General features: G+C 46.3%; 21 protein-coding genes and 1 pseudogene. 7 read left to right on the top strand and 15 right to left on the bottom strand.

The annotated features are described in order from the left end of the window. Nucleotides 1-25: 25 nt before the first annotated feature. Nucleotides 26-487: a hypothetical protein gene (locus ABIO93_RS08995; RefSeq protein ID WP_348066698.1), complete on the top strand. Its 462-nt coding sequence runs from the start codon at nt 26-28 to the stop codon at nt 485-487. Beyond that, the gene (locus ABIO93_RS08990; protein WP_348066696.1) at nt 484-636 is read left to right on the top strand and encodes a hypothetical protein; all 153 of its coding nucleotides are present in this window, start codon (nt 484-486) and stop codon (nt 634-636) included. Before ABIO93_RS08995 ends, ABIO93_RS08990 begins: the two co-directional genes overlap by 4 nt. 140 nt (nt 637-776) lie before the next feature. On the opposite strand, the gene ABIO93_RS08985 is transcribed toward ABIO93_RS08990, so the two are convergent. After that, nucleotides 777-2,249, bottom strand: coding sequence for a TlpA disulfide reductase family protein (locus ABIO93_RS08985; protein ID WP_348066694.1), 1,473 nt, complete (start codon nt 2,247-2,249; stop codon nt 777-779). 307 nt (nt 2,250-2,556) lie between these two features. On the opposite strand from ABIO93_RS08985, the gene ABIO93_RS08980 reads away from it, so the two are divergent. After that, the gene (locus ABIO93_RS08980; RefSeq protein WP_348066692.1) at nt 2,557-2,787 is read left to right on the top strand and encodes a hypothetical protein; all 231 of its coding nucleotides are present in this window, start codon (nt 2,557-2,559) and stop codon (nt 2,785-2,787) included. After that, nucleotides 2,769-3,158, top strand: coding sequence for a type II toxin-antitoxin system VapC family toxin (locus ABIO93_RS08975; RefSeq protein WP_348066690.1), 390 nt, complete (start codon nt 2,769-2,771; stop codon nt 3,156-3,158). Before ABIO93_RS08980 ends, ABIO93_RS08975 begins: the two co-directional genes overlap by 19 nt. 26 nt (nt 3,159-3,184) lie before the next feature. Here the strand turns inward: ABIO93_RS08975 and ABIO93_RS08970 are convergent, their stop codons facing one another. From ABIO93_RS08970 to ABIO93_RS08940, 7 genes are all read right to left on the bottom strand, one after another. After that, entirely contained in the window at nt 3,185-4,732 is a 1,548-nt protein-coding gene (locus ABIO93_RS08970) for a M61 family peptidase (RefSeq protein ID WP_348066688.1), read from the bottom strand. An 8-nt stretch (nt 4,733-4,740) separates the two neighbouring features. Continuing rightward, nucleotides 4,741-6,513 carry a DUF885 family protein gene (locus tag ABIO93_RS08965; RefSeq protein WP_348066686.1) on the bottom strand — a complete coding sequence of 591 codons (1,773 nt, stop codon included), beginning with the start codon at nt 6,511-6,513 and terminating at the stop codon, nt 4,741-4,743. Between the two features lie 140 nt (nt 6,514-6,653). Continuing rightward, nucleotides 6,654-7,913 carry an FAD-dependent oxidoreductase gene (locus ABIO93_RS08960; RefSeq protein ID WP_348066684.1) on the bottom strand — a complete coding sequence of 420 codons (1,260 nt, stop codon included), beginning with the start codon at nt 7,911-7,913 and terminating at the stop codon, nt 6,654-6,656. Nucleotides 7,914-7,944: 31 nt separating this feature from the next. Then, the gene (locus ABIO93_RS08955) at nt 7,945-8,883 is read right to left on the bottom strand and encodes a dihydrodipicolinate synthase family protein (protein ID WP_348066682.1); all 939 of its coding nucleotides are present in this window, start codon (nt 8,881-8,883) and stop codon (nt 7,945-7,947) included. 161 nt (nt 8,884-9,044) lie between these two features. Beyond that, nucleotides 9,045-9,779, bottom strand: coding sequence for a LytTR family DNA-binding domain-containing protein (locus ABIO93_RS08950; protein WP_348066750.1), 735 nt, complete (start codon nt 9,777-9,779; stop codon nt 9,045-9,047). 41 nt (nt 9,780-9,820) lie between these two features. Further along, nucleotides 9,821-10,876, bottom strand: a complete 1,056-nt coding sequence (locus ABIO93_RS08945) for a sensor histidine kinase (protein ID WP_348066680.1) — start codon at nt 10,874-10,876, stop codon at nt 9,821-9,823. Between the two features lie 38 nt (nt 10,877-10,914). Next, nucleotides 10,915-11,097, bottom strand: a complete 183-nt coding sequence (locus tag ABIO93_RS08940; protein ID WP_348066679.1) for a hypothetical protein — start codon at nt 11,095-11,097, stop codon at nt 10,915-10,917. Between the two features lie 82 nt (nt 11,098-11,179). Between ABIO93_RS08940 and ABIO93_RS08935 the strand changes: the two genes are divergently transcribed. Beyond that, nucleotides 11,180-12,223, top strand: a complete 1,044-nt coding sequence (locus ABIO93_RS08935) for a substrate-binding domain-containing protein (protein WP_348066677.1) — start codon at nt 11,180-11,182, stop codon at nt 12,221-12,223. A 181-nt stretch (nt 12,224-12,404) separates the two neighbouring features. On the opposite strand, the gene ABIO93_RS08930 is transcribed toward ABIO93_RS08935, so the two are convergent. Both ABIO93_RS08930 and ABIO93_RS08925 read right to left on the bottom strand, forming a co-directional pair. After that, entirely contained in the window at nt 12,405-12,803 is a 399-nt protein-coding gene (locus tag ABIO93_RS08930; RefSeq protein WP_348066675.1) for a nuclear transport factor 2 family protein, read from the bottom strand. A 326-nt stretch (nt 12,804-13,129) separates the two neighbouring features. Continuing rightward, on the bottom strand, nt 13,130-14,851 hold the full coding sequence (locus ABIO93_RS08925; protein WP_348066673.1) for a phospholipase D-like domain-containing protein: 1,722 nt from the start codon (nt 14,849-14,851) through the stop codon (nt 13,130-13,132). Between the two features lie 365 nt (nt 14,852-15,216). On the opposite strand from ABIO93_RS08925, the gene ABIO93_RS08920 reads away from it, so the two are divergent. Next, nucleotides 15,217-16,716, top strand: coding sequence for a choice-of-anchor I family protein (locus tag ABIO93_RS08920; RefSeq protein WP_348066671.1), 1,500 nt, complete (start codon nt 15,217-15,219; stop codon nt 16,714-16,716). Between the two features lie 181 nt (nt 16,717-16,897). Here ABIO93_RS08920 and ABIO93_RS08915 read toward each other — a convergent pair whose 3' ends face one another. The 5 genes from ABIO93_RS08915 to ABIO93_RS08895 form a co-directional block, all read right to left on the bottom strand. Beyond that, nucleotides 16,898-18,742, bottom strand: coding sequence for an alkaline phosphatase (locus ABIO93_RS08915; protein ID WP_348066669.1), 1,845 nt, complete (start codon nt 18,740-18,742; stop codon nt 16,898-16,900). A 105-nt stretch (nt 18,743-18,847) separates the two neighbouring features. Continuing rightward, on the bottom strand, nt 18,848-21,031 hold the full coding sequence (locus ABIO93_RS08910; protein ID WP_348066667.1) for a xanthine dehydrogenase family protein molybdopterin-binding subunit: 2,184 nt from the start codon (nt 21,029-21,031) through the stop codon (nt 18,848-18,850). After that, nucleotides 21,032-22,030: a xanthine dehydrogenase family protein subunit M gene (locus ABIO93_RS08905; RefSeq protein ID WP_348066665.1), complete on the bottom strand. Its 999-nt coding sequence runs from the start codon at nt 22,028-22,030 to the stop codon at nt 21,032-21,034. Continuing rightward, nucleotides 22,027-22,671 (bottom strand): (2Fe-2S)-binding protein, encoded by a 645-nt coding sequence (locus ABIO93_RS08900; RefSeq protein ID WP_348066663.1) that lies wholly within the window; start codon nt 22,669-22,671, stop codon nt 22,027-22,029. The genes ABIO93_RS08905 and ABIO93_RS08900 overlap by 4 nt, the downstream gene beginning before the upstream one ends. 109 nt (nt 22,672-22,780) lie before the next feature. Beyond that, entirely contained in the window at nt 22,781-25,027 is a 2,247-nt protein-coding gene (locus ABIO93_RS08895; RefSeq protein WP_348066658.1) for a GH92 family glycosyl hydrolase, read from the bottom strand. A 192-nt stretch (nt 25,028-25,219) separates the two neighbouring features. On the opposite strand from ABIO93_RS08895, the pseudogene ABIO93_RS08890 reads away from it, so the two are divergent. After that, nucleotides 25,220-25,651 (top strand): annotated as a pseudogene (locus ABIO93_RS08890) (galactose oxidase); the annotation flags it as partial.

Here is a 25,651-nt window from a genome sequence, read left to right as displayed (position 1 = left end):
ACTGCACACACTATTTAATTTAAAAATGAAACAGGCGAAATACATGTATCGCTCCGAGGGACAGTTACGTTTGTATGAATTTACAAGTGAAGGCCCGAGGGGATCAGTAAAGAAAATAGTAGAATATACAGAAACCAACACTGTGAATGTTTATAACCTTGCCTTTGGAGACTATGACCAGGTAACTCGAAGTTTTAATGATCTGTCAATTACGGACAACGGCGACAGCTCGAAAGTTTTGGCAACTGTCGCATCCACTATTTTTGCGTTTGTCGAAAAATATCCTGACGCATGGATTACGGCTACCGGGAGCACCGTCGTAAGAACACGATTGTACAGGATGGGGATTACTAATAATTTGGCTGAAATTTCAGAGGAATTTGTTATTTTTGGTTATAACAGTCAAGGACAATGGGAAGAATTCGTTGTTGATAAAGACTATCAAGCATTCTTGTTGACAAAGAAAAATAACTGGCTAGCAATATGAAAATGAAGGAATTGAGCAATTCAAAGGTTCCGGCAATTGTCTTCGACAAAAAGCTGGACAAGTTCAGAGGCAAAGTATTGTTTCCTGAAAAGCTGGAAAAAGCAAACGAAATACTATCGAAATCCGGCCTTCCGCAGGTAAAGAAGTGAGTTCTATTGGATTGGTCATATCATTTGAGCCGCACGCTACCCATGTTACGTCCCTAGCGGGAGTGGTTTTACTTCAAGGAAAATAGGTACAGTTCCAACATAAAAGTAGGCGTCGAATTTTAATTCAGAAACCAAAGAACTTATCGCGGAATTAACTTATTCAAACGATTCCTGATCACACTTCCCGATGAGGGCCTGGGGGCTTCCCTGTCACTTATTTGACCGTCTTTGTCGAGAATCATATAGGTAGGGAAGCCTCCAATTTTGAGTTTACTTTTTAACAATTCAGACTGGTCCCGATCAAAAAAATAGTTTTCCCCTGCAATTTTCTGTTTGTCAATTGCCTTTTTCCATGCCGGGCGATCTGAAAATAAGCAAAGGTTTACAAATACAACAGGCTGATCCTTAAAGTATTCGTGCAAATCCATTGCAAAAGGAACCTCTGCCTTGCATGGCCCGCACCAGGTTGCCCAAAAATCAATGTAAATAACCTTTCCCTTGTGCGTTGCCACCAGGTTCTCGATTAGATCTCCTGCCATCTCCGCTTCCTGGCCGGATGCCGCTTTAAAAAACGATATTTGATGATTGGACTGACTTTCCAGCTGCAACATCTGTTCTTCCAACACAGCGGACAGCACTTCATTAGCGACATATCGCTCAACGTCTTTCATTAACTCTTGAAAGTCTGCAAAAGCCCGTTCGGAAAGCGAAAACAGGATCTGATAGCAAATCAAATCACGACCCGTTCCAGCCGTCTCAACTGCCAGAATCTTTTTGAGCGCTGCGGTATAAGCCTGTCCGTATTTTTGCTCTTCCAACAACCTGCTTATCGAAGAATCTGCCTGGATATACTTATCCTGCGCGTATTGCCACACATGGTACTGATACCAGGACGAGGTAGCAGCCCCGCTATCGTTGATCGGGAATAATGCGGTGTCATAAAGGTTTCCCTCAAAGGTGGTTTTGTGGATGTAATGATAGTATTCAAAGTCCACAAGAAAGTTAGCATTCCTATAAACAATATCCTTTTGAGCCCACTTTCGAAATTCTTCCGTCGGATGATATTTTTTATTGAAAACGGACAACACTGAGTCCTCGGAGGTTATCCGTTTTTTCAAATCTGATAAGTACTCGCTCACCGATTTGTTTTCAGGACCCGGTGTGAATTTATTCAGCTTATTGAACAAATGGAATTTCAATATGTCTTTGCTAGCCTCGGCCCCAGTCCCGGTAACCTGGTATTCGGGGTACCTAAGTTTTTGAAATTCTACATCAGACAATTTCACGAATAGGCTATCCAAAGGTCTTACGAATAGTTGCGCTTCTCCTTTTTCATACCATAATGACACATCGTGTGCCTGTAAAATGTCAAATTCAAACTGGAAACGGCCTGTGGAGTCAAGGAGCAACGACAATCGTGTCGGTTTTCCCGATAGTTGCGAGTAAGTCAGCGAAATGACTTTGGAGGAACCCGTGGATCTCTGGACGTGGCCACTAATGATCACCTTGCCCTTTTTAAAATCGGAATCAACTTTTGCAAAGACGGCAGAAGAAATTAAGACGAATACGATAAGCGCTAGAAAACTATTGATAAGCCAATTTGTGATACTCATCTTTACGAAATTACGTTATCAAATTGGATTATATATAAGAATATTATATATAAGACTGATAGACACTTCATATACTTGTTCCTACGTTATCTAGGGGCTGTGGTGAGGTTTCTTAAAAAACGCTATTGCACAGGTTATATGATTCCGACATGTGGTGCGTGTTGAGATAATCAGCTACACGGATAAAATCTCAGAAGAATTTGCTATTTTTGATTGAAACAAATCCGGCATTGATGAGGTAAGAAATAGGCTATAAATAGGAGATTTACGAAATCACTAGACCTACAACTAACAACACATTTGTATTATGCATTTACAAATAGACATATCATTTAAACAGTTAGTAGATGTTGTCAAAACATTGCCAACTAGCCAATTGAAGCAATTAAAGGCTGTAATTGAAAAAGAGGAAAATATAGGATCGCCCAAAGTCAATTTAGAGAAGTTACTCCTAGATGGCCCTACGGCCACAGAGGACGAATTAAAAACCATTCGAAATAATAGAAAAGCAATCAATCAATGGCGGCAAACACTATAATGGTCGACACTTCCATTTTGATTGATTATTATCGAAAAACAGACAAAAATAAATCGGTTTGGATTTCGCTGGTCAGAAGAGGCTTTGGTTTTGCGATCTCCGCCATTACTAAATATGAGATATACTCTGGCGCGACTCCAAATCAATTGGAATTTTGGGATAATATTCTATTAGCAATAGAAAATATACCGCTTGACGAGGCATCAATAGATGTTGCAGTTGTTGTAAACACACGTTTAAAGCAAGGCCGGCAACAGATAGCACTGGCAGATCTTCTGATTGCCGCGAGTGCCATTTCGAACCAAATGCCACTTGCCACTTTAAACAAAAAGCACTTCGAGCGAATTGATACCTTACAAATGGTCGACTAAGGTACTTTCCAACCTTGGGAAAAGCTCTACTTCCCCCGACTCCAACCCTCAAAAATCGCCCGCTGCATAGTACTAGGATTAGACATTGGCTTAATCTCAAAAGTCCCTAAATGGCTTTCAGTGGTAACATCAATGTCCAGTCCCGCGTAGGCCAAATACTTTTTATAATCAGGCTCCGCGGTGGTGTAAATGTAGCTAAACAGTTCGTCGAGTGGCTTTCCGGCAGTGGATTCAATGGTTTGTCTCAATTCTGCTTCCGTGAAACCGCGTTTCTTTTTGATGTAAAAATCATTGTATAACTGCCGCATGACATCGTCCAGCGACTTTTTATTACCTGTTTCATGACGTATCGCCAGGTCAAACAGCAGCCCGACTACCGGACCTTTTTGATAATAGGAAATGGTCTTATTGACAGCGTCGCCGGTGCGGCCAAATGGCCCGTCGGACCAAGTTTCCGCGCTGGCTTGCGCCAATGTCTGAAACAGGCGGCCTGGCTTGGTTTCTACACCGGCAATGTGCTTTTTGAAAAAATCTAAAAATTTCTCCTGACTCAGCATTCCCCCGGCCTTCATGATCAACGGTTCATAGTATACGGTCAGCCCTTCCGAAACCCACAACATATTAGTCTTACTGCCTTTGTCATAGTCAAATGGCCCCAGCTCCACCGGCCGGATGCGTTTGACATTATAATGATGAAAATATTCGTGCGTGATAAAACCCATCATTCCCTCCCAGCCCCTGGAATTGAGCTGATCGCCGCTAAAACTGATCGTGGTAGAATTCAAATGCTCGATGCCACCTTGCCCCGGCCCAATCGCAATGAATGTATAATGCTTGTAAGGAATGTCGCCGATCAATGCAGATGCGTTTTCTACAATTTTCTGAATGTCGGCCATGAATTTTACCTTGTCGAAATTACCCAGCTTGTAACCGATAAACCGATGCGGAATGCCCTTTACGTTAAATGAAGGCAGTTCTTCCAGGTTACCAATCAACATTGGGCTGTCATAGAGCACATCAAAATCCGGTGCTGCGTAGGTGAATTTCATTCCTGAAACCAAGTCCAGACCAGTAGCAACCTGCTTCCAGTTTTTAAAAGGCTTAATGGTAATTTCCAAAGGCAGATCCAGTTTCCCGGACACGTACATGAATGCGCTGGCGGGTGTAATGTAGCCGTGTTCTTCGTCCAGATAACTCGTCGCTACGAATTTCCGTTTGGTCAGTACGTCGTATTCTATCCGAATTTCTTTGCTGTTTTTAATGCTAATATTCCAGCCTGTTTTACCAGACCTGATCCATTTCAATGCATTGCCTTTTTCATTTTTTGGAGAAAAATTCTGAATACCAGAGGCATAGTCCATTAATTGGTAATACCCTGGTGTCCAATCCGGTAACTTCAATAAAATACTATCAGCAGGCTGTGCTTTGTAGGTCAGGGCGACATGGAAGGTATGACTTGCCGGGTCATCCATCGATACCGTAAATTTCAACGGTTCACTCGCTTTGGCGAAAGCGTTCAGTGAAGTAATGAGCAGGAAAATTAATGTTAAGTAACGTTGAGTAAGGGTAGCCATTTTAGCTATCATTTAAAATTATAAAACTTCCATTTCGTCTTAAAATCAGGTTTCAGAGATTGATTGGTCAATGTTGCGCGCAACATTTCGATCGGCATGTTATTCTCCTTCATCACCGTGTCGTGAAATTGCTTGAAGGACATTTTGCCGGAGTCTACCAATTCATTTTTTAAACTAAACAATTGCAAGCCCCCGATCAGATACGCAACCTGGTACAACGGACTGTAACCACCTTCAAATGATCTCCTTACTTCACCTTCTGCATTTGCCCGCTCGTGCCCTACCCGGTCCACGAGGAAATCGATACATTCCTGCGGCGTCCATTTGCCTAAATGATAATTCAATGAGAAAATAATGCGTGCGCAACGGTGCATCCGCCAGAAAAGCATTCCAATTCTTTCCTCCGGTGTTTTGGCAAAACCTTTGTCGTACAGCAACAACTCCCAGTACAATGCCCAGCCTTCGGTCCAGAAAGGGGTCCTGAAATCATTTCTGTATGATTTGTAGCGGCTACTCATGTAGTATTGCAAATGATGCCCTGGTACCAGTTCGTGATGCACCGTCGATCTTGAAAAATAGGGATTATTGCCCCGCATACTCATCAATTTATCATCATGCGCCATCGTGTTGGTCGGGTAGGAAATGATAATGTCGCGGCCACCGAGAAAAAATGGGTTTATCAGCTGCCTTTCCGGCGTCATCATTTGCATGCCCCAGGTTTCATCGGCGATCTCAGGGTAGTCAAGCAGGTTATTTTTGAGAATAAATTCCTTGGCATCATTATACAGTTTCATGATCAGCTCGGGCTGTGCTCCTGCTTTGACATAACTGTTTTTAACCTTTTCCTGCGCCTTTTTCCATTCCTTTCCAAAGCCCATTTCAGCCGAAGCTTTCAACAATTCCTTATCACACCAGGCAAATTCCTTATTAGCCAGCTCGATCAGTTCGTCGGGTGTGTAACTGATCATTTCCGTTCCCAGCTGCCGGATCAGTTCTTCCCGACCAATCGGAACACCTTTGATTCCGCTGATATCGTCTTTCTGAGTGGTATTCAGCTTACCCTTTCCTTTGATGATCTTCGCATAAGCCAGCAGTGTACTGTCCAGCATTTTGTACGGTTTGGGGACCCACCAGGTAAACAATGGATCGTAGCCGTTGTAAAACTCGTAAGTACCTTTCAATCTCGCCTGAATTCCGTTCACCGCCTCTTCACCCATTGTCGCCAGCGGCATATCAATGGATTCCAGCTTTTTAAATGCCTCTGCGGAAGCTTTTACTTCTTTCAAAATATCATTCAAATCTCCTGCTACTTTTTGTCCGTCTAGGGTAGCACCGCGGCGGCGGCTTTTTTCCAGATCATAAATCTTTCCTGCGAAAGGAATGTACTTCTCAATCTGTGCATATTCCTTTGCTTCCTGCGACAGCGTCAGCAAATGGTCATCAATGTTTCTTTTGAGCAAAATGTAATCCACTTTGCCATAAATACTCATCGCATTGAAATCCATTCCCACCAGCCTTTTCAGATAGTCCTGGTCAATGTCGTTTAGCCTTTTCCGCTGTTCCGGTGAGTCCAGTACGTTGGCAGGAGACGCAAAACCGCGGCCTCCGCCAGCCATAGGCGAGTAAAACCCACGCACCGCCCTGATATCCTGTGCATACCGGATCACCAAGCCCGCTGTTTCGCTGGTTTGTTCATAAAGGTTGAATTTGTCCTTGGAGGTCTGAGCGAATGCAGTGGCATTTGCGAGGAAGATTAAGAAAAGAATGGGAAAAATTCTCATAGGGTTCAGGATTTCAAAGTGGGGGGTGAACAAATTGTCATCCTGAGCGCAGTCGAAGGAATTTTTGCACTGTGCATGTGCACTTCGACTGCGCTCAATATGACAAGTCAAGTATCTAACAATGAACTAATTAAGCTAGCTCAATTATATCGTTCAGGATCATAAAGTTTAATGTCAGCGGACAATGTCGTTCTATCAGCAAGCTCGGCTACCATCTTACCGGTAGCAGGCCCGAGGCTGATTCCCATCATGCCGTGGCCCCCTGCCACGATCAGGTTTTTGAGTTTTTTGCTGTAACCCAGGTATGGTAGCCCATCCGGGGAGCAAGGCCTGAACCCGTACCAGATTTTGTCGGTCTGCGGCACTTCTACCTGCAATTCGGGGTAGTACTGCGGAATTGAATGTACGATTCCCTCAACCCTGTTCATATTGACCTTGTTATTCAATGCAGCCAGTTCCATCGTTCCACCAAAGCGTACTTGTCCATTCATAGGCGTTACCGCCACGCGGGCTTCGATCAGCAAAGCTGGATGAATGATCGGGTGTGCTGCATTGGGTTCCATAAAAGAATAGCCTTTTCCAGGCATTACCGGAATCGAAAGTCCGGCCAATTTGGAAAGCTGTGGTAGCCAGGAGCCTCCTGTCATGACCACCAGATCGCCGGAAATAGCCCCATTGCTCGTTTCCACCGATTTGATCTCCCCTACTTGAATGTTGTAACCCGTTACTTCCGAGCTGGTTATCACTTCCGCTCCCTTTTCCTTGATGTATTTCAAAAGCTGGGAAACCAATGCGTACGGATACAAATGTGCATCGCAATGATAATGCACCGCCCCTTTTACATCCAGTTTTATACCAGGTTCCAATTCCTGTACCTGCTCCCTTGTAAGCATTTCAACATCCAGCCCGAGTTTCTGAGCGTCTTTACCTACATGTATTTCCTCTTCCCCTGCTTTTTCCGTTTTGTAAAGCATCAGGATGCCTTTTTTCTCCAAACCAAAGTCAAAACCTTCTTCATTGGCCAGATCCTCGTAAAGTTGCTTGCTCAACAAATGATAATCCCTCAGGTAAGGCGCGGCACGCTCGACATTGGCTTGCGTGGCGCTTTTCATGAATTTAAGCCCCCATGAAATCAACGAAAAATCCAGCGAAGGTTTTACGTAGAACGGACTACGGCTGTTGAACATCCATTTAATGCCTTTTGAAACCATACCCGGAGCCGCCAACGGAATGAAATGGCTGGGGACGATCATCCCCGCATTACCGTGTGAGCAGTTGTCCGACAGGTCGCCTTTGTCGATCAGCGTCACTTTCCACCCGCTTTTCAGCAGGTAGTAAGCTGACGTTAATCCCATAATTCCTCCGCCGATGATGACGGCCTTGCCTTTATTAGAATTCATTTTTTATCAAATGACTAGCCATATCAAAACACTAAGCTACGGTTTCGTCTGCGGCAATATTGAGATATTCCGGCAAAACCGGCTGCGTTTCAATCGCTTTATTGATAATGCTCAGTACGCTTTCTCTTTCATCACCTTTCAGCACCAAACGCGGCGCACGGACGTATTCCGATCCGATACCCATTTGAGCAGCAGCCAATTTAATGTTCTGAACGAGTTTTGGGTGAATGTCCAGTTCAAGCAACGGCAGGTACCAGCGGTAAATGCTGAGTGCTTCTTTATAATTACCAGCTTTGACAAGATTAAAAATCGCTACGGTTTCTTTTGGGAAAGCATCAACCAAACCGCCCACAACTCCGTCAGCGCCTAGCATCACTTCTTCCATGATCAGCGTATCCACGCCGCAGAAGACCTTGAAACGATCGCCAAACCGGTTGAAAATACGGGTCACATTGCTCACATCACGGGTCGATTCCTTGATCGCATGAATGTTCGGCACTTTTGCCAGCTCTTCAAACATGGCAAGGGTAACCTCGATCTTATAATCTACCGGATTGTTGTAGATCATCAATGGCAAAGCAGTACTGTTCGCGATCGTCGTGAAATACGCAACCGTTTCGTCATCATCAGCCTTGTAACGCATTGGAGGCAACACCATCAGTCCGTCCGCACCGATCGACTCAGCTTCCTTTGCAATGTTCACCGCTTCCGCAGTGGATTGCTCGGCGATACACAATACTACGGGCATACCTGCTGGTAATGCTTTCTTAGCCGATTTTACCAGTTCATACTTTTCAGTTTTGGACAATGTGCTGGCCTCGCCCAACGATCCCGCCACGATCACCCCGGAAATCCCTGCTTCCACCTGTGCATTCAAGTTTTTGACAAAAAGATCGAAATCGATGGTATCCTCAGCTGTAAACGGTGTCAAAAGGGCAGGAAAAATGCCTTGCCATAGTTCTTTGTTCATATATGTTTTGTATTAAGATAAAATATCCAAATGTTTTATCAAAAGTAGTGCAACGATCGACAGGAAACATTTCACGTTTTAATCAATAATATACAGATATTAACATGAATATAACTGCGACACGGAAGTTGGGTGAAATTTGCTCGGTCGCGGGACAAAAACTATAACCAGCGTGCTACCATTGCCTTGAAAGCATCTTTATAAAGATCGCCTACCGCAATTTCAACATGACCGATTTGTACCGCGTTTTTGGTAACAGAATCCACTTTGTCGATGGCGACGATAAATGAGCGATGGATCCGCATAAACCGGGAAACGGGCAATTTATCCTCAATGGATTTGAGGCTGCTCAATGTGATGACCGCGCCCAGCGGCTCGGTCAAATGTATTTTCACGTAATCCTTCACTGATTCAATGTAAGAAATCGTATCATAGTCGACCCGGACGAGCTTATAGTCGGATTTAACGAACATATAACGGTCAGAAACTTGCGGCTCCTCACCTACCGCGTTTTCGCCGATGATTTCAAAATACTTCAAACCCTTTAAGCAAGACTTTAAAAACTCGTCATAACCGAATGGTTTAAGCAGATAATCGAGCGCGTCGACCTTGTAGCCTTCCACCGCGAACTGGTTATAGGCTGTTGTAAAAATGATCCTGGTATTCATCGAAGCATTGGTCTGGCTCAATGCCTTTGCCAGCTCCATTCCACTCAGGTCGGGCATTTGAATATCCAGAAAAATGAGCTGAATACTTTGCTCATGCAATGCCTTTAATGCTTCCACCGCATTCCCAAACCTGCCTTTCAGGCTCAGAAAAGGTGTTTGCTCCACAAATGCACTGATCAGGTTCAGCGCCAGCGGCTCATCGTCTACCGTGATGCAATTCAGTTTCATGCGTGGGTCGGGCATTGCTCCTATCATACATTAAAGTAAGTTTAAAGATCTATAGTTAACAATATATGATAGGTTCTGTTTTCGAGATCTTCCTTGATGATCAGGTGATGCCGGTCTGGGTACAGCAGGTTCAGCCGTTTTTTTGTGTTCACCAATCCTATGCCTCCCTTGTCAAAATGGTATTCGTCTTTTTGATGTGATATGTGGTTAAATACCGCAAGTGTCAGCACCTTATTTCGGACAGCCAACTCAATGACAATGTTGGCCTGTGACATGGTACTGGTGCCATGCTTGAATGCATTTTCGATAAATGGCAGCAGCAGCATCGGCGCGATCATATAGTCACCGTCGACGGCAGGTTCTTCAAATTCCAGCCGCGTGTAATCATGCAGGCGCAGGCGCATCAGCGAAATGTAATCTTTCAAAAACAGGATCTCCTGACTCACCGGCGCTACGTCCTGGATCGTGTCATACAATACATATCGCATCATCCGTGAGAGTTTGAGCAACGCCTCGCGGGACACCGGCACATCCGAGAATGTGAGCGAGTAGATGTTATTGAGGGTATTGAAAAAAAAATGCGGGTTAATCTGTGCTTTCAGAAGCGCCAATTCAGAGGTAATGTGCTGTTTTTCAATCCGCTCGTGTGCCTGCGCATCTGCCCGCCAGCGTTCCAGCACAGCCAGTGTGGTACTGACCACCATCACCAGCAGGCATATCATAAACAAATGATAGTCAAGACTATAATTGCTTTTGAGCGGTTTATTATTCAACAATGACATATCTCTGAGCACACCCAGCTGCACCTCAACAATGCGCGCCAGTACCAGGATCAGGACAGTTGCTAACACCATCCAGCCAACATAAGCCGCTGTTTTGTTTTTTTGAAGCAATAAAACAGGAGCGGCATAATACGCATTCAAATAAAAAACGATCGCATAAAGAATGAGATTGAAGGTCTGCTTGACCCAGAAATAAGTCGGTGGTGTGATACTCCAGGCGAAAGGCGGATAAAAAAGCAATGCAAAACCAAGGAGCAACCAAATGATCACATGAACAAAGGTGGTCAGACTGCTTTTTGATTTCTCGGGGGTCATGCTCGGTAGGGAAATGTACAAGATTAGGGTAATTGGCATCAACAACAAACAAAATCGGCAGATGGCCACTTTTTACCGTCCTGCACCCAATTATTAACCGCAAAACCTTTTCCGAATGTATTCTCAGGCAAAGGGTTGACTTTCCCGGTTTCACCCGAAAATTTCAACTCTCCAACCAGGAAAAGCCCTTTTCTGTCATACAGCCCACACAATTCTTGCATTCTACACGTAACTTATTACCCAACATAACCACATTCACCCATTCACTAATTCACTCATTCACTCATTTCAAACTAACGCAGGATGCGTTGCAAGATGGAGAAATACCGGTTTGAAGACCATTTTACGATAAACAAAAATTCGCCGGTACCCGCCTACCAGCAGGTCACCGAGGCTGTGCTGGAAGCGATCAAAACCGAAATGCTTTCGGTGGACGACAAATTGCCTTCGATCAACATGCTTAGTAAGCTTAACCACGTTTCCCGCGCTACCGTCGAGAAAAGTTATGCCGACCTGTGCGAACTGGGAATCCTGGGCGCGCATCATGGAAAAGGATTTTTTATCAACAGTATGATTCCCGCTCCCGAAATCAGGGTTTTATTATTGTTCAATCAGCTCAATTCCTACAACAGGCTCATATACGACTCGCTGATCAACCACCTGGGAACGCATGTGGTCATTGACTTTGACATTTACCATAACAGCGCGGCGCATTTAGGACATATATTAAAAAAGAGGTCGGCCAATTACGCGTTTTACCTCATCATACCCAACTTCCAGGATGATGCCGACCACGGTTACAGGCTTATTAACCGACTCCCCAAAAGCAAGCTGATCCTGCTCGATAAGAACATCAGGGACATTTCCGGGGACTTTGGGATTGTGTACGAAAATTTTGCGGGTGACATTTACAAGGCGCTCGTCCAGCTATTTCAGCAGCTCAGGAAGTACCACACCGTTTGTCTTATTTATGAAGAATCAGGCTACTTCCCGGAAGATATTGTCCAGGGTTTTGTGAGATTTTGTAAGTCTTATAATGTCAGTTACCGGGTTCGCTACGATTTGACTGCCGGTAATGTCCGTGAAGGCGAAGCGTACATTGTGGTTTCCGACGACCGTATGATGGCTTTGCTCAAAGAAATCCATGAACGCGAGCTGGTGATCGGTAAAGAGGTGGGTATCATCAGCTACAATGACAATGGTGCCAAAAAAGTAATGCAAAACGGCCTCACGACGATTTCTACTGACTTTTTCAAAATGGGCAAACTGGCAGCGGAAATGATCAGGAGCGGCTCCATGACCAAAATAGAAAACACATTCAACATTCATTTGCGATCATCGGTCTGACATTTACTGTTGCTACGTCGACCAACTTTCTACCCCAACCCGGGAATGTAGCCCTCAGAAGGCACAGTGTGGTGGTATCGCTGGCTGCTACCATTTGAAATCCAGACTTTTATATAAACAAATGTCCTGTCACTTCTTGGCGACAGGACATTTGCGCCATGCATGATCCCAAAAAACCATTTTACCGGATACCCGAAACCACGCATTCCATCACGGGCATGGCACTGCTGGAAAAGGCAGCTATTTTCCAGCTCCCTTCCTTTCTTTTCCAGACGCGCATGTGTAAGTACCTGCCTTCAACACGCATACTCTTTCTTTTAGCCCTGATTTTTTCAATCACCAAAACCATCGCCGTATTCCCCGTCGTATTAATTTGCCTGTCACAAATATTCGTTTGGTCGAGGTGCAAGTTGCCGAACCGGTAGGTGTAAGGGTCTTTCGGGTCCGTTACGACCTGGCCCCGATGGTCGAGGAAGACCATTTCCTGGTGGAGCAATTGATAGAGGGCATATTTGTTTTCATTCATCACAGCCGCCCATAAGCTTTCCTCCGCCGCCGCGATTTGTTCCTGATCAGTCATTTTATCCTTATCGTTGAGTATTTTACAAACATCGCGTAAAACCGCGACTAATGCATATGACCAGGAGGAAAAAATACTGGGGATCTAGCGAAAAAAGAAAAGGAATATTGTAGCAAAAAGTTGGGCGTAGAATCGTTGGGCGCAGAGTAGTTGGGCGTAGACTCCGTCTACGCCTGAGCGTATTCCGGTCTCCGACCGGAGAATGTAGCATAAAAAAGCAAATTTGTTGGCGCCGTTTTACCGGTCGGAGACCGGTGATCACTCGGACGTAGACGTAGTCTACGCCCAATGATTCTACGCCAATTAGTCTACGCCCAACCGGTACCTTACTTTGAAAACAACACCCGGTCCTTCATCTTTCTGGCATCGGAATAATCGTCCGCCCACCACGCCACCTCACCTGCCGCACGTGGCGGCTTAGCCAGTTCCAGCTTCTTGTGGGCCTCTTTTGCCTCATTTTGCGCTACACGAAAATGGTAATGATCAAAAATCCGGAGTGCCTCAATAGTGTAGGAAACCGCGATCTTGCGGTCTTTGATGAGTAACAGATTCTCTCCGTTTGTTTTGTCAGCAGCACCCGAAAAATTATACGAACCCAGATAGACCCTGGCTGTGGGCTTGTCGAAATCGATGACTACAAATTTGTGATGCATTCTTGTTCCGCCACCACCAGTTACCTCCGATTTGAATGGCTCAGGGACATTCTTTTTAAGTGCCGATGGAAATACCGGGGCCAGGTTACCATCTGGTTTCAGCAAATCCATACCGCCCACCCGTTTGTCGGAAATCCCGTAAACAAACAAATTTGCGTCGGCGGTGACCTTTGTCACCGCATCGCGCACGGCACCCTGTGTTTGGTACAAAAATGCCAGCGAAAAAAACAGACTGGAAGTAACGTGATCGTGAATGTCGCTGGCAATGGAAGCAAGCACTGCATTATCCGCCGAATGCGGTGAAAAGGTAACTTTCGCGTTAATGTTTGTCAGCCCGAGGTCATTCCATTCCGCAGACGGTGTGGCGCCGAAGTCAGAAGAAGCCGAAGACAACCAATATTGCTCAAATGCCTTTTTAAATGGTTCAATGGCCGCTGCACCGCTTAGCACGACCGCATTATTGGCCTGCACGTAAAATCCCCGCCACGAAAAATTGGTAGAACCGCCGATAGCAACCTTCACATTGTCCCCATCGACTACGATCATTTTGTTATGCTGCAACTTACCCATATGCTGGCGCTTGACCTGATCTCTTCCCGCACTGATCACGAGTTTTTCCTCTGCCATATTTTCACCGGAGCCTGCCGCTCCGTGAGCACCGTCGTCGTCAATGATGATCCGCAGCCTGGTTTTGAGCTTTTCCAGTCGGCTGACCATCTCCGGCTCGTTGAGATCATATGCCACTATCAGTACCTTCGCGGTAACGTCCGCAATCGCCTTGTCGAGGACGTCCAGGATTTCAGCCCTCGCCTCAAACCCCATCCAGGTCAATGCTTCTTTTGTTTTGGGATGTGTCGGAATAAAAGTCAACCCCTCGTCCGCTTTTGCGGGTAGTAGCGTGGAAATAGGCCCGGCCGAATCATAAAAATCGACGAACGCTTGTGATGATACGAAACCACGCGTAAAAGTCACATTTAACTGACTGGGATAGGTTTCCCGCATTAGCGCAATGTCTGCCTCCTGAAATTCCCCGTAACTCAGTTCATCCAGCTGGTTCATAAATACCGGCGTGACGCGGTAGGAAAACTTGCCAGGAATGTCCGCATTTCTCGGAAAATGCACCCACCTGAATTTCTGGATCGGCGAAAGCCTGGTGGACAGGCTATTACTGGTAGTACGACCGGCAAATGAAAGACGATTTTTGAGCGCAAAAAACCGGTCCCCGCCGGGCTCACGATATTCAATGGCGAAACCGACAAAGTCCTCCGGCGGCGTGCCGTTTTTCCAGTTCATGGCTAGCAGGCACATACCCTCGCCACGGTGTATTTTCAAACTGAATGATGCAGCTGTATTCTGTCCCCGGACTTCAAATTCGGAATGATCGACGTTTGGCATATGGCTTTTTTTAAATGGTTAAACGGAAGTGTTTTAGAATTTAAAAACTGAAAGCAATGATATTGCAAGTGCCATTATGCCGCCCGTAGTATACTGATTAATAAGTAATTGAGAAGAACTAGATTGGTTCAATAAGTGGGTGGGCAGGCTACAATGGCATTTAAAGGTCTTTAAATTTGATAAAACAGTTGTTACCGTTTAATAATATTCCGGGCACATAAGTGATTCTTAACATTGGGTTAAACTCGGGTTGCGTGTGCGCCTATCCCCTCACGTTAATTTATTGTTAAGCTTTCCCTGGTGCTAGTCACAATTTTTGAGCGGTGAGTACATTTAACTTTTCAAATCTACTCCCAACGCTCATTATGAAGAAAAAAGTTTTACTCGTACTCACGCTGTCGGCAGCATTGCTGAACGCCTGTACGGACCACGTTCCGCAAAATCCTGACCCCGAAAATCCTGCATCATTTAAAGAAGTGGCTTCGACGGACCTGGGCGGTACAGCCGCTTCCGAAATCTCTGCTTATGATCCGGCATCACGCCGTCTTTTTACGGTCAACAATGAGTCTGCCGCCAAAGTAGAGGTGCTCGATCTTTCCGCATTTCCGATGATCACCAAGTTGCAACCGATTGATGTATCTGCACTTGGCGGCGTAGCTAACAGTGTTTCGGTACACGACGGGAAGCTCGCGATTGCGCTGGAAGCGACTAACAAGCAGGCGAATGGCAGCATCATCGTAATCAACACCAGCACATTGGCGACCATTAAACAAGTGACGGTAGGTGCCCTGCCAGATATGGTTACGTTCAGTCCCGACGGCAAATACATTGTATCCGCCAACGAGGGTGAGCCTAATACGGATTACACCAGCGACCCCGACGGATCCGTGTCTATTATCGATGTTACAGATAATTACAGTGTTAAAACATTGAATTTTAGCTCATTTGCAGCAGTTTACAATCTTTTAGCCTTGGATGGTTTCAGGGTTTACGGACCGGGCGCAAGCTTCCAGCAGGACATTGAACCGGAATATGTTGCGATTTCTACGGATTCAAAAAAGGCGTTCGTGACATTACAGGAAAATAATGGTATCGCCGAAATAGATCTGGTAAGTGGTACCATTGTCAAAATAAACCCTCTGGGAACCAAGGACATCAGTCAACTGATCAATGCCATGGATGCGAGTGATAAGGATAGCAAGATTTCGATCGGTACCTGGCCCGTAAAATCGTTTTATCTGCCTGATGCGATCTCCTATTTCAATGTCAACGGATCATCGTACCTCATTACCGCCAATGAAGGCGATGCGCGCGAGTACACTGCTTTTGATGAACAGAAAAGGGTGAGTACGCTTAAACTGGATGCCACCACTTTCCCTAATGCTGCTACTTTGCAAAAGCCTGAAAACCTCGGAAGGCTACGCGTTACAAGTACACGGGGAGACATTGATAATGATGGTGATTATGATGTTTTGTATGGTTTTGGAGGTCGTGGTTTCAGTATTTTCAATGCGGCAAATGTGCAGTTGGTGCATGATTCGGGCAATGGTCTGGAACAAGAAGCGATCAATGCAGGTATTTATGACGACGATCGATCGGATGACAAAGGCGTGGAGCCGGAAGGTGTGACCGTCGGCGTGATCGACAATAAACCGGTAGCTTTCATCGCTCTGGAACGTGCAGACGCCATCGCAGTATACGACCTGAGCAACCCGGCAGCACCGAAATTTCTGCAAATCATCAAAACCGGTGATGCACCCGAAGGCGTATTATTCATCGCATCGGACAAAAGCCCGAACGGAAAAAGCCTGCTGATTACGAGCAACGAAGGTGACGGAACAGTTAAGTTTTTCCAGACGAATTAGTGGCGGGAGGTTAATGTTATAGAAGAAAGTTGGAATGACGCACGCTTTGTCACATTGATTTCTATGATAAAACCAAGTGATCGTTATAGGTTGCTTGGTTTTTTATTAGAGCGCAGTCGAAGTGCATGCACTTCGACTGCGCTCAATGTGACAAAGTAATGTCCGACTGCTCGATACTTAGTTACTCAACTCCTTTCCCACTATATTTCTTAAACACATCAAGAATCTTCGAATAAATCTCCGTGTTTTCATATACCCCTCTAAAATCAAGCGAATGAGGGCCGTAGGCAAATACCGGCACCATCACGGCTGTATGATCATTGGTACTGAAATGCCCGTCGACATACCCTTGCTTTATATTTCCATCTAGCAGCGTAAGTCCACCGGTTTCGTGGTCGGCGGTGACGATCACCAATGTTTGTCCGTCGGCATCAGCCAATCGCATCGCCTCTCCTACCAATTTGTCAAAATCCAGCATTTCCGTTACCACGTAGGAAACGATATTGGCATGACCGCCGTAGTCGATTTGTGCACCTTCGGCCATGATAAAGCTGCCTGCCTTGTTTTGGGTAAGCGATTGATGCGTTTTTTGCAAAGCCGGAATCAAAAATGCCCCTCTGCCCTTTTCAACCGACACGATTTTTGAGTTGTCCAAAAGCACGAATGGTGCTTTCATATTGTTTAGATCTGCCCATTTGTCAGAGAACTGCACCCCTTTCAATCGCAGTGAATCTGCTACTTTACCTTTTGTAAAACGTTCAGTACCGCCGCCAATGAGTATTTTGACAGAAGAACGCAGGTAATCGTGCGCAATTTCGTCTTCAAAATCACGGTAAGGCTGATGCGCGTAAAAAGCAGCTGGGGTGGCATCGGTAATGCTTCCTGCCGAAATCAATCCCGACTGTACACCAAACTTTTTCAGTTGATCGGGCAGGTTGGGCAAGGCCACAAAATTACTATCGACACCGATGGCGCGGTTTCTGGTCTTTTTTCCGGTTGCCATTGCAGTAGCCCCGGCGGCAGAATCGGTAATGTAAGTGTCCGATGCGCTGGTTTTTGAAAAACCAATGTTCAGCATTTTGGTCAGGTTCAGGTCTCCGCGGTTGGCAGTAATACCCGAATAAATTTGCGTCAGTCCCATTCCGTCGCCGATCAGCAGGATCACATTTTTCACTTGTGTCCTGCTGTCGTTATTCCGGTAAGTCGGCTGATAGGGCGTATACTGCTCTTTGGAAAGATATTCGGCATGGGGACGGTTGCGCAAATAAGCCCCCAGATCCTCCACATGATCCGTATTGATAAAATCGATGCCCAGGTTCATCAGCATTTTCCAGGTATTGACCTGATCCGGCGTGGCCCAGAAACGGATTTTTTTGCCCTGGCTATGCACCTGGTTAATCACATTTTGAATTGCCTTTTTATCTTTTTCAATCAGTACTCCCTTGCCATTCCAGCGCGTGTAATTGTAAAACGACTGACTGATCAGACCGACTCTCGCGAGCTGCGCAGGTGTGTACTGTACTTCCGGACGGCCATCGTAATATACATATGCCGGAAATTTTTCAAAGTCTGCCGGAGATGGCGTGTTACCGCTCAGCACCACTTTTACCGGACCTTTGGGTGCTAAAATGGATTCGTATTGCTGCAATACTTTCACCAGCGCAGGCATGGTTTGCACGCTCGGCGTTTTCAGGTCAATCAGTAACTGCATGGATTGATCGCCATCCTTAAAAAGCTGTCCGTTATTCTTTTTGATCATCGAAGCCAGCGGAGCCAGGTAGAGACTTTCCAATGTCCGGTCACCATGCATGTCAGATGCCTGATGTGCCACGAAAAGCGTATCGTTTCTCAGTATCACATCTGCCTCAACAGAACCAAAATGCTGATAGTAAGCCGAATAGAAAGGAATTCTTTGCTCATAATCATTGTGCGAATGAGCATTGGACGTGGTATAGGAGCCGGGGCTCTGTCCTTTTGTACAAAAAGATAACAGGGTAAAGATTGTAACGTAGTAAATCGATTTCATTGGGTAAGCATCAAGACGGATTGCGGGAAAACCACAAATGTATACCAACCCGACCACTCGGCACCAGAACGATTGTTAAGCTATTGTAAACAAATCCTGAACCGCTTACACCAGCTTGTCCGGCGTGATGGGCAACTCCCTGATCCTCTTTCCCGTGGCATGAAATACGGCATTGGCTACTGCTGCGGCCACACCTACGATTGCTATTTCTCCCAGCCCTTTTGAACCGATTGGATTCACGTAAACATCAGGTTTGTCAATGTAATGAACCTCAATCTGCGGAATATCGGCATGGACAGGAATATGGTAACTGGCAAAGTCACTGGTCACATAACGCCCGTAGCGATGGTCCATCACGGATTCCTCCATCAATGCCATACCGATACCGCCAACTACACCACCAATGGATTGGCTGCGCGCTGTTTTATAATTGATGATCTTGCCCACATCCGCACAGGTAACCACCCGCTTGACGCGCACCTCACCCGTCACGGGACTTACGTGTACCTCCACAAAATGACAGCCAAAAGAATACATCGAATACTGGTCACGCTCCGGCCCTGACTTCGATTCCTCCATTACTTCCACCTGAGGCAGTTTATGAAATTTCAAAATATCTGCGTAGGAAACGCCGGAACCAGAATCCGGCATGGCAGCGGCCAGTTCAGCCAGTTTCTTTTTCAATGATTCGCAGGCCACATGAACCGCCGATCCAACACTGGGAATTGTGGAAGAACCATTTTGCCCAGGCGCATCGGGCAGACTGGAATCGCCAAGATCAAACCGCACTTTTTTAGGACTAATTCCCAAGATCTTGCTGGCGATTTGGGTCATTGCCGTGCCGGTGCCAGGCCCAATATCCATTGTCGCACTTTGAACAATGACCGATCCATTGGCCAGCATCACGGCTTTGGCAACAGAAGGGTGGCGATGAAAACCGTACAGGCTCGAAGCCATGCCATAGCCTACAAGCATACCATTCGATTGTATGGAGCGAGGTTGGAGCTGTCTTTTGTTCCAACCAAATTTCTCCGCGCCCAGCTGATAACATTCCTTCAGTGACTTTTCCGACCATTCCAAATTTTGCTCAGGATCTGAATCCGCGTGGTTTCTGATCCTGAATACCAATGGATCCACGTTCAATGCGAAAGCCATTTCATCCAATGCGGATTCCAACGCGAACATCCCCGTAGCATCACCCGGACCGCGCATCCACGTAGGTGTATTCACGTCCAGGCTCAGCAGGCGATAGCGCGTGGCTACATTCGGGCAGGCGTACATGGCACGTGACGCTAGTATGGTGCGTTCGAGATGTTCTTCATAGGCGGAAGTCTGGCCGGTTCCATCGTGCACAATGGCTTTCAGTAATCCGTCCTTTCCGGCTCCCACGCTCACTTTCTGAACCGTGTAAGGCCGGTAACCTACTGACGTAAACATCAGTTCACGGCCCAGTACCAGCTTCACCGGCCGGTTTACTATCTTGGCTGCCAGCACAGCTGCCGTGGTATGCGGCCAAACCCGGATACCCGAGCCAAAAGCACCTCCGATAAACTTTGAAATCACTTTTACATTTTCTCGCGGCAATTTAAACGCCTGTGCCAGATTACCTTGTGCAGATTTCACACCCTGGTTTTTATCGTAAATCGTGAGCTTATCTACCGCCTCCCAAACGGCAATGATCGCGTGTGGCTCCAATGGTTGATGATGTTGGGTCGGAATCGTATAGGTCGCCTCTATTTTTACCTCAGCGATTTTGATCGCCTCCGCGTCTCCCCTGTTGTAGTCCTGAAATGGCGAGTTCTTGTTCTTTTGCACATTCAGCGGCACCATTGCTTTGGCCAGATTCGCATTGAAATCGGTCTGGTGCGTTTCTGACTCATATTTTATCTGTATCAATGAAGCCGCGTACCTGGCCTGCTCAAAAGAACCAGCCACAACCATTGCCACCGGCTGACCGTCAAAGTAGATCAGTTCATCATAAAATACCCGGAATGAAGTGCCCACCGGAACACGTTCGGCTGGTTTCTTAGCCGGAGCATAACCTGGGATACCGGGTGAGTTCAAATGACTGATCACTGCCAGCACGCCCGGGGCAGCTTCCGCCTGCCTGATATCCATGTCCAGAATTTCCCCTCTCGCAATGGTACTGGTGACCAGCACGGCGTGAGCGAGGTTTTCAAACTGATATTCTGCCGAGTAAGTAGCCGCGCCAGTCACTTTGGAACGGCCGTCGACCCGGTCGAGCGAAACGTCTGTTTCTAATTTATCAGGAAATGGTTTTGTCATCATTCAGGAAATTTGCGCGGCGATTTTCAATGCTTCCACCATTGCATTCGGTGCCAGTTTCAATTTATAAGCATTGTGCTCGCTCGCTACGGCTCCGATCATGCCCGCTTCGGCGGCTTGTCGGAACAGGTTTTCAGATACAGTTTGACCTAACAATACCTTTTCGGCATCATGCATTCGCCAGGGCTTATGAGCCACACCGCCCATCACCAGCCGCGCCGTTTTGATCCGGTTTTGGTCAATTTCCAATGCCACAGCTACCGACACCAGCGCGAATGCGTAGGATGCGCGGTCGCGTACTTTCAAATAATGAATATGCTTGGTAAATGGCGAGTCGGGTATTTCCACGGCAAGGATCAGTTCGTTGCTTTCCAGGTTGGCATTCAAATCCGGCCTGTCGCCTGGTAATCTATGAAAATCAGCGAAATGAATGCGTCTTTCACCCGCGGGGCCCATTACCAGCACGGTAGCGTCCAAGGCCAGCAGAGCGACACACATATCACTCGGATGCACCGCAATACATGATTTGTGATCTATTTTTTCACCAATACCAAAAATCGCGTGGTTTCTGTTAATGCCTCCCAATGCACTGCAACCACTTTCCGGCTTCCGTTTGTTGCAGGGAAGTGCGGTATCGTAAAAGTAAGTACAGCGGGTTTGCTGTAATATATTTCCGCCTACCGTCGCCATGTTCCGTAGCTGCCCGGATGCGCCGGCATTCAATGCTTGCGCTAGTAGCGGATGTTTTTCGAGCACCAGCTTATGTTGCGCCACGTCGCTGTTCAATGCAAGCGCACCGATTCGTAGCATACCTTCCCTTTTTTCAATTTTTTTAAGGGGCAAATGATTGATATCTACCAACTTCTCGGGCGCAGCAATGCCACGCTTCATGAGGTCTATCAGGTTGGTACCTCCTGCGATAAAGCGTGCGTTCGGATAGGAAGCGACTGCGTCAACGGCCTCTTTGAGCTTGGTCGGGCGGAAGTATTGGAATGGTTTCATACCTTTTGACCATTGGTTTTAACCTCCATAATCGCATTCACAATATTCGGATAAGCACCGCAGCGACACAAATTCCCGCTCATATATTCCTGAATTTCAGTTTCAGAATTGGCACGTCCCTCCCGAATGCAGCTTACCGCCGACATGATTTGGCCAGGCGTGCAGTACCCGCATTGAAAACCGTCATGTTTGATAAATGCTTCCTGCATGGGATGTAGCTGTTCGTTACTCGCCAGCCCTTCAATGGTAATCACTTTTCTGCCGTGCTGCATTACCGCGAATGTGAGACAGGAAAGAACACGCTGTCCATCAACATGAACGGTACAAGCACCGCATTGACCAAAATCACAGCCTTTTTTCGTACCGGTCAGTCCTGATTTTTCACGAAGCAAATCCAGCAATGTTACCCTCGGATCAATGGTCAATCGTCTTTTGGCGCCGTTAATGGTCAATGTGAGTTTAACTTTTTCGGCATTTCCGACCGGTACCTCGTCTTGTTCACCGGCTTGCAGAAAACCGCCCGGCACGAAGGTAAGGCCAGCGAGCGCGATCGACTGTTTCAGGAAAAACCGGCGATCTTCCTGATGGCCTACATCATCGTTTTCAGGAGTTTCTCCATTCAATGGCTTTTCTTCGAACATCAGATTAAAGGTTAGGAAGCATATTGCATTGCACCGGCTCAATGGCCTTAAAACAAAACAAAGTACAAAACCGGTGTTTTGTACTTTGTTTCAATGCTTAAAAAAACGACTATTCTGCTATCCCCCAGGTTTTATTAGCTTTCGGCCCCATTTCAAGTTCCAATGTGCCGCCTGCTACCAGCTGCGCGTGCGTAAAAACGGGTGTGTTAATCACCTTTCCGTCAAACTTTGCGCTCTGAATGTACTTATTCACAACAGACGCATTGTGGGCTTCCACTGTGAATTTCTTGCCATTTGGAAGATCAATGGTACTTTTTTCAAATAGCGGGCTGCCGATCGTGTACTCCGGTTTTCCTGGCGTGATCGGGTAAAAACCCATCGATGAAAACACTACAAATGCCGTCATGCCACCACCGTCCTCGTCTCCTGGTATCCCGAAAATATTATCCTTAAACCACACATCCAGCAAAAACCGGATCTGCTTTTGAGTTTTCCAGGGCGCTGTATAATTGTACAGATAAGGAATGTGAAAGCTCGGCTCGTTACCCATTGAAAACTGCCCTACCAGACCAGTAGCATCCGGAAATTTCGCCCAGAATTCGTATTTGCTTCTGCCCAGGCCTTCTCTGTAAAGCTGGTCGAGCTCTGCTTCGAACTGCTTTTTGCCCCCCATTAAGCTGATCAATCCCGGAATGTCGTGCTGCACTTGCCACTTGTAGGTGTAGCCATTGTTTTCATCGTAATACTCGCGACCGCCCATTCCGCCGTCAAATTTCGGGTCAATTTTGATCCAGTTTCCTTTGCTATCCTTTGGAATGAACATGTTCTCGTCTTTATTCCAAAGGTTTTTATAGTTGAGCGCACGCGCCGTAAACGTCTTGTAATCATCGTTTTTACCGAGATCATGCGCCATTTCTGCCACCGCCCAGTCATCATATGCGCCTCCCAAAGTCACCGCGACAGACTGGCGTTTTTCAAAAGGTGTCACCAGTTTGACGGTTTCGTTCTCTCCTTTTGCCAGCGCAGGAAAATAGCCTTTGGTATGATAAAAATCGTCCAGCTCGCATTTCGCACCATTCACCCAGGGTAGCATAGTGGCTTCGTTCGCGTTTTTCAGCATTCCTTCATAGGCCGTAGCCACATCGAAATTCTTCAATCCTTTACGATAAGCGTCCAGCAGAACTATCGAAGAATGGAATCCATTCATACAAGGATTGTCACCAAAAAGCACCGGAAACGTAGGTATCCAGCCGCTTTGCTTGTACATATCTACAAACGATTGGAGCATATCTTCCTCCTGCGCCGGGTTCAGGATCGTACGCAGCGGGTGATGCGCGAGGTAGGTGTCCCACATCCAGTCGTCTACGTAAAACGGGCGGGTGGTATTGTGAATTTTCTTATCGTATCCACTGTAATACTGGCCATCTCCGGTAATGTCCACCATTCGCTCATAAGTTCGGTAAAAAGCAGTGTAAAAACTCCTTTTCTGCGCCTCAGTACCGCCTTTGACATTAATCTGGTCCATCACGGCCGACCATGCTTTTTGTCCGTTTTTCTTCTGGTTTTCAAAATCCGATTGGCGCAGTTCATTCTCGAAATTTTTCCGTGCCTGTGCAGCTGAAACGAATGAAATGGCATATTTGAATTCAATGTCGCCCGTCTTGTTGTCTGGAAAAGAAATATATGCTTTTGCTCCTTTGCCCGACACTTTTGCGCCTTCCGACAGCTTTCCGGCCTGGCTAATTCCGGTTGTTCCTTTCTCGCTGAAAATGCCGTACAGATGTATTTTAATGTCGCCGTGATAGGTTTCGGTCGCGATAATTTCCTGCCCATTCACAAACTCCCAGCTTCCTTCTCCATTGAAAAGACCGAAAAGGATGCTTTTGGAAGCTTTTTGAGGGAAATTGAACTTGAATATCCCCGTTTTCTTACCCGGCACGAATGATACATTCACCTCATCGTCGATCAGGTAGGCGGAATAGTACCATGGCTGAATGGTTTCCAAATCGTGGTCGTAAGCCAATTTATGCGCCCAGCTTTCTGTTTTGACCGGTTCCACCGATGGTTTGATCGAAAATGCTTCGCCCAGGCGGTGCGATACAATGGTGAGCGGAAAACTGGAAATCTGATCATCGAGGTAATTGGCCCTGATCGGAGCCATGCGGATCATTTGATTGGGAAGCTGGACCGTAGGCCTGGTCGGTTCCAGCAGCTGCCCCACCGTTCCAATCTTCGGGTCAATGTATTTCAGGTTGCCTGGCGGCTCTGCGGCCTTCCCGAAATCGTTCTGCGCCCGGGAGGAAGACAGCGCCATAATAGAACCAAACAATGCAAGATAAAACTGTTTAATCAACATAAATTGAGTTAATTTTAGAAGAAAGGCTCCGTTGAGCATTTGGTACCGGTAATAAAGAAATGACGAATTAAGTAAATCCACCTTAAAAAAAGCTTAATATTTAGTTAATGAGCTGTAAAACGATTTTTTTAAAACAATTTGATTACCTCCCTGCATCACTTCCAACAAACCCTTTCTTCATTTAAACCCGGCATGCTTTTTCGCTTCTCGATCATATCCATCTTACTTACAGCTTTCGCGGGTTATTTCAATCCGGGTCAGGCTCAGTCGTATGGTCTGGCTTTCGAAAGTTTTGAGGCGGTGCAGGATAAAAGGACCGGGCTTGATCTTACCTCTGAAAAGACCGTCTGTTTTGAACAGGATTTCGAGATTGCGTTTGACATTGCTTTTTTACCCGACAAGAAAAATTATTTCGGCTACACCGTCCGCCTCATTGAAAACGATACCCGGAATGTGGACATACTTTACGATAATTCGGACGCTACCACCCAGCATTTCAAGGTCGTGACCGGTGACCGCTTTTCCAGCATTGCATTCGACATCCCCAGGCCGGAGCTGTACCAATGGAACCGTATCAAACTGATTTTTAACAAAAAACAAAAGAACATTACGCTCGTTTCGGGA

It is taken from the genome of Dyadobacter sp. (assembly GCF_039919315.1).
Classification (GTDB): Bacteria; Bacteroidota; Bacteroidia; order Cytophagales; family Spirosomataceae; genus Dyadobacter.
The sequence above is the reverse complement of the archived record's forward strand: the minus strand, read 5'-3'. Positions and strand labels throughout refer to the sequence as shown.

Coding starts and splice junctions, on each gene's coding strand:
- ABIO93_RS08995 (WP_348066698.1), top strand. CDS start 26: ATGAAACAGGCGAAATACATGTATCGCTCCGAGGGACAGTTACGTTTG.
- ABIO93_RS08990 (WP_348066696.1), top strand. CDS start 484: ATGAAAATGAAGGAATTGAGCAATTCAAAGGTTCCGGCAATTGTCTTC.
- ABIO93_RS08985 (WP_348066694.1), bottom strand. CDS start 2,249: ATGAGTATCACAAATTGGCTTATCAATAGTTTTCTAGCGCTTATCGTA.
- ABIO93_RS08980 (WP_348066692.1), top strand. CDS start 2,557: ATGCATTTACAAATAGACATATCATTTAAACAGTTAGTAGATGTTGTC.
- ABIO93_RS08975 (WP_348066690.1), top strand. CDS start 2,769: ATGGCGGCAAACACTATAATGGTCGACACTTCCATTTTGATTGATTAT.
- ABIO93_RS08970 (WP_348066688.1), bottom strand. CDS start 4,732: ATGGCTACCCTTACTCAACGTTACTTAACATTAATTTTCCTGCTCATT.
- ABIO93_RS08965 (WP_348066686.1), bottom strand. CDS start 6,513: ATGAGAATTTTTCCCATTCTTTTCTTAATCTTCCTCGCAAATGCCACT.
- ABIO93_RS08960 (WP_348066684.1), bottom strand. CDS start 7,913: ATGAATTCTAATAAAGGCAAGGCCGTCATCATCGGCGGAGGAATTATG.
- ABIO93_RS08955 (WP_348066682.1), bottom strand. CDS start 8,883: ATGAACAAAGAACTATGGCAAGGCATTTTTCCTGCCCTTTTGACACCG.
- ABIO93_RS08950 (WP_348066750.1), bottom strand. CDS start 9,779: ATGAAACTGAATTGCATCACGGTAGACGATGAGCCGCTGGCGCTGAAC.
- ABIO93_RS08945 (WP_348066680.1), bottom strand. CDS start 10,876: ATGACCCCCGAGAAATCAAAAAGCAGTCTGACCACCTTTGTTCATGTG.
- ABIO93_RS08940 (WP_348066679.1), bottom strand. CDS start 11,097: ATGCAAGAATTGTGTGGGCTGTATGACAGAAAAGGGCTTTTCCTGGTT.
- ABIO93_RS08935 (WP_348066677.1), top strand. CDS start 11,180: ATGCGTTGCAAGATGGAGAAATACCGGTTTGAAGACCATTTTACGATA.
- ABIO93_RS08930 (WP_348066675.1), bottom strand. CDS start 12,803: ATGACTGATCAGGAACAAATCGCGGCGGCGGAGGAAAGCTTATGGGCG.
- ABIO93_RS08925 (WP_348066673.1), bottom strand. CDS start 14,851: ATGCCAAACGTCGATCATTCCGAATTTGAAGTCCGGGGACAGAATACA.
- ABIO93_RS08920 (WP_348066671.1), top strand. CDS start 15,217: ATGAAGAAAAAAGTTTTACTCGTACTCACGCTGTCGGCAGCATTGCTG.
- ABIO93_RS08915 (WP_348066669.1), bottom strand. CDS start 18,742: ATGAAATCGATTTACTACGTTACAATCTTTACCCTGTTATCTTTTTGT.
- ABIO93_RS08910 (WP_348066667.1), bottom strand. CDS start 21,031: ATGATGACAAAACCATTTCCTGATAAATTAGAAACAGACGTTTCGCTC.
- ABIO93_RS08905 (WP_348066665.1), bottom strand. CDS start 22,030: ATGAAACCATTCCAATACTTCCGCCCGACCAAGCTCAAAGAGGCCGTT.
- ABIO93_RS08900 (WP_348066663.1), bottom strand. CDS start 22,671: ATGTTCGAAGAAAAGCCATTGAATGGAGAAACTCCTGAAAACGATGAT.
- ABIO93_RS08895 (WP_348066658.1), bottom strand. CDS start 25,027: ATGTTGATTAAACAGTTTTATCTTGCATTGTTTGGTTCTATTATGGCG.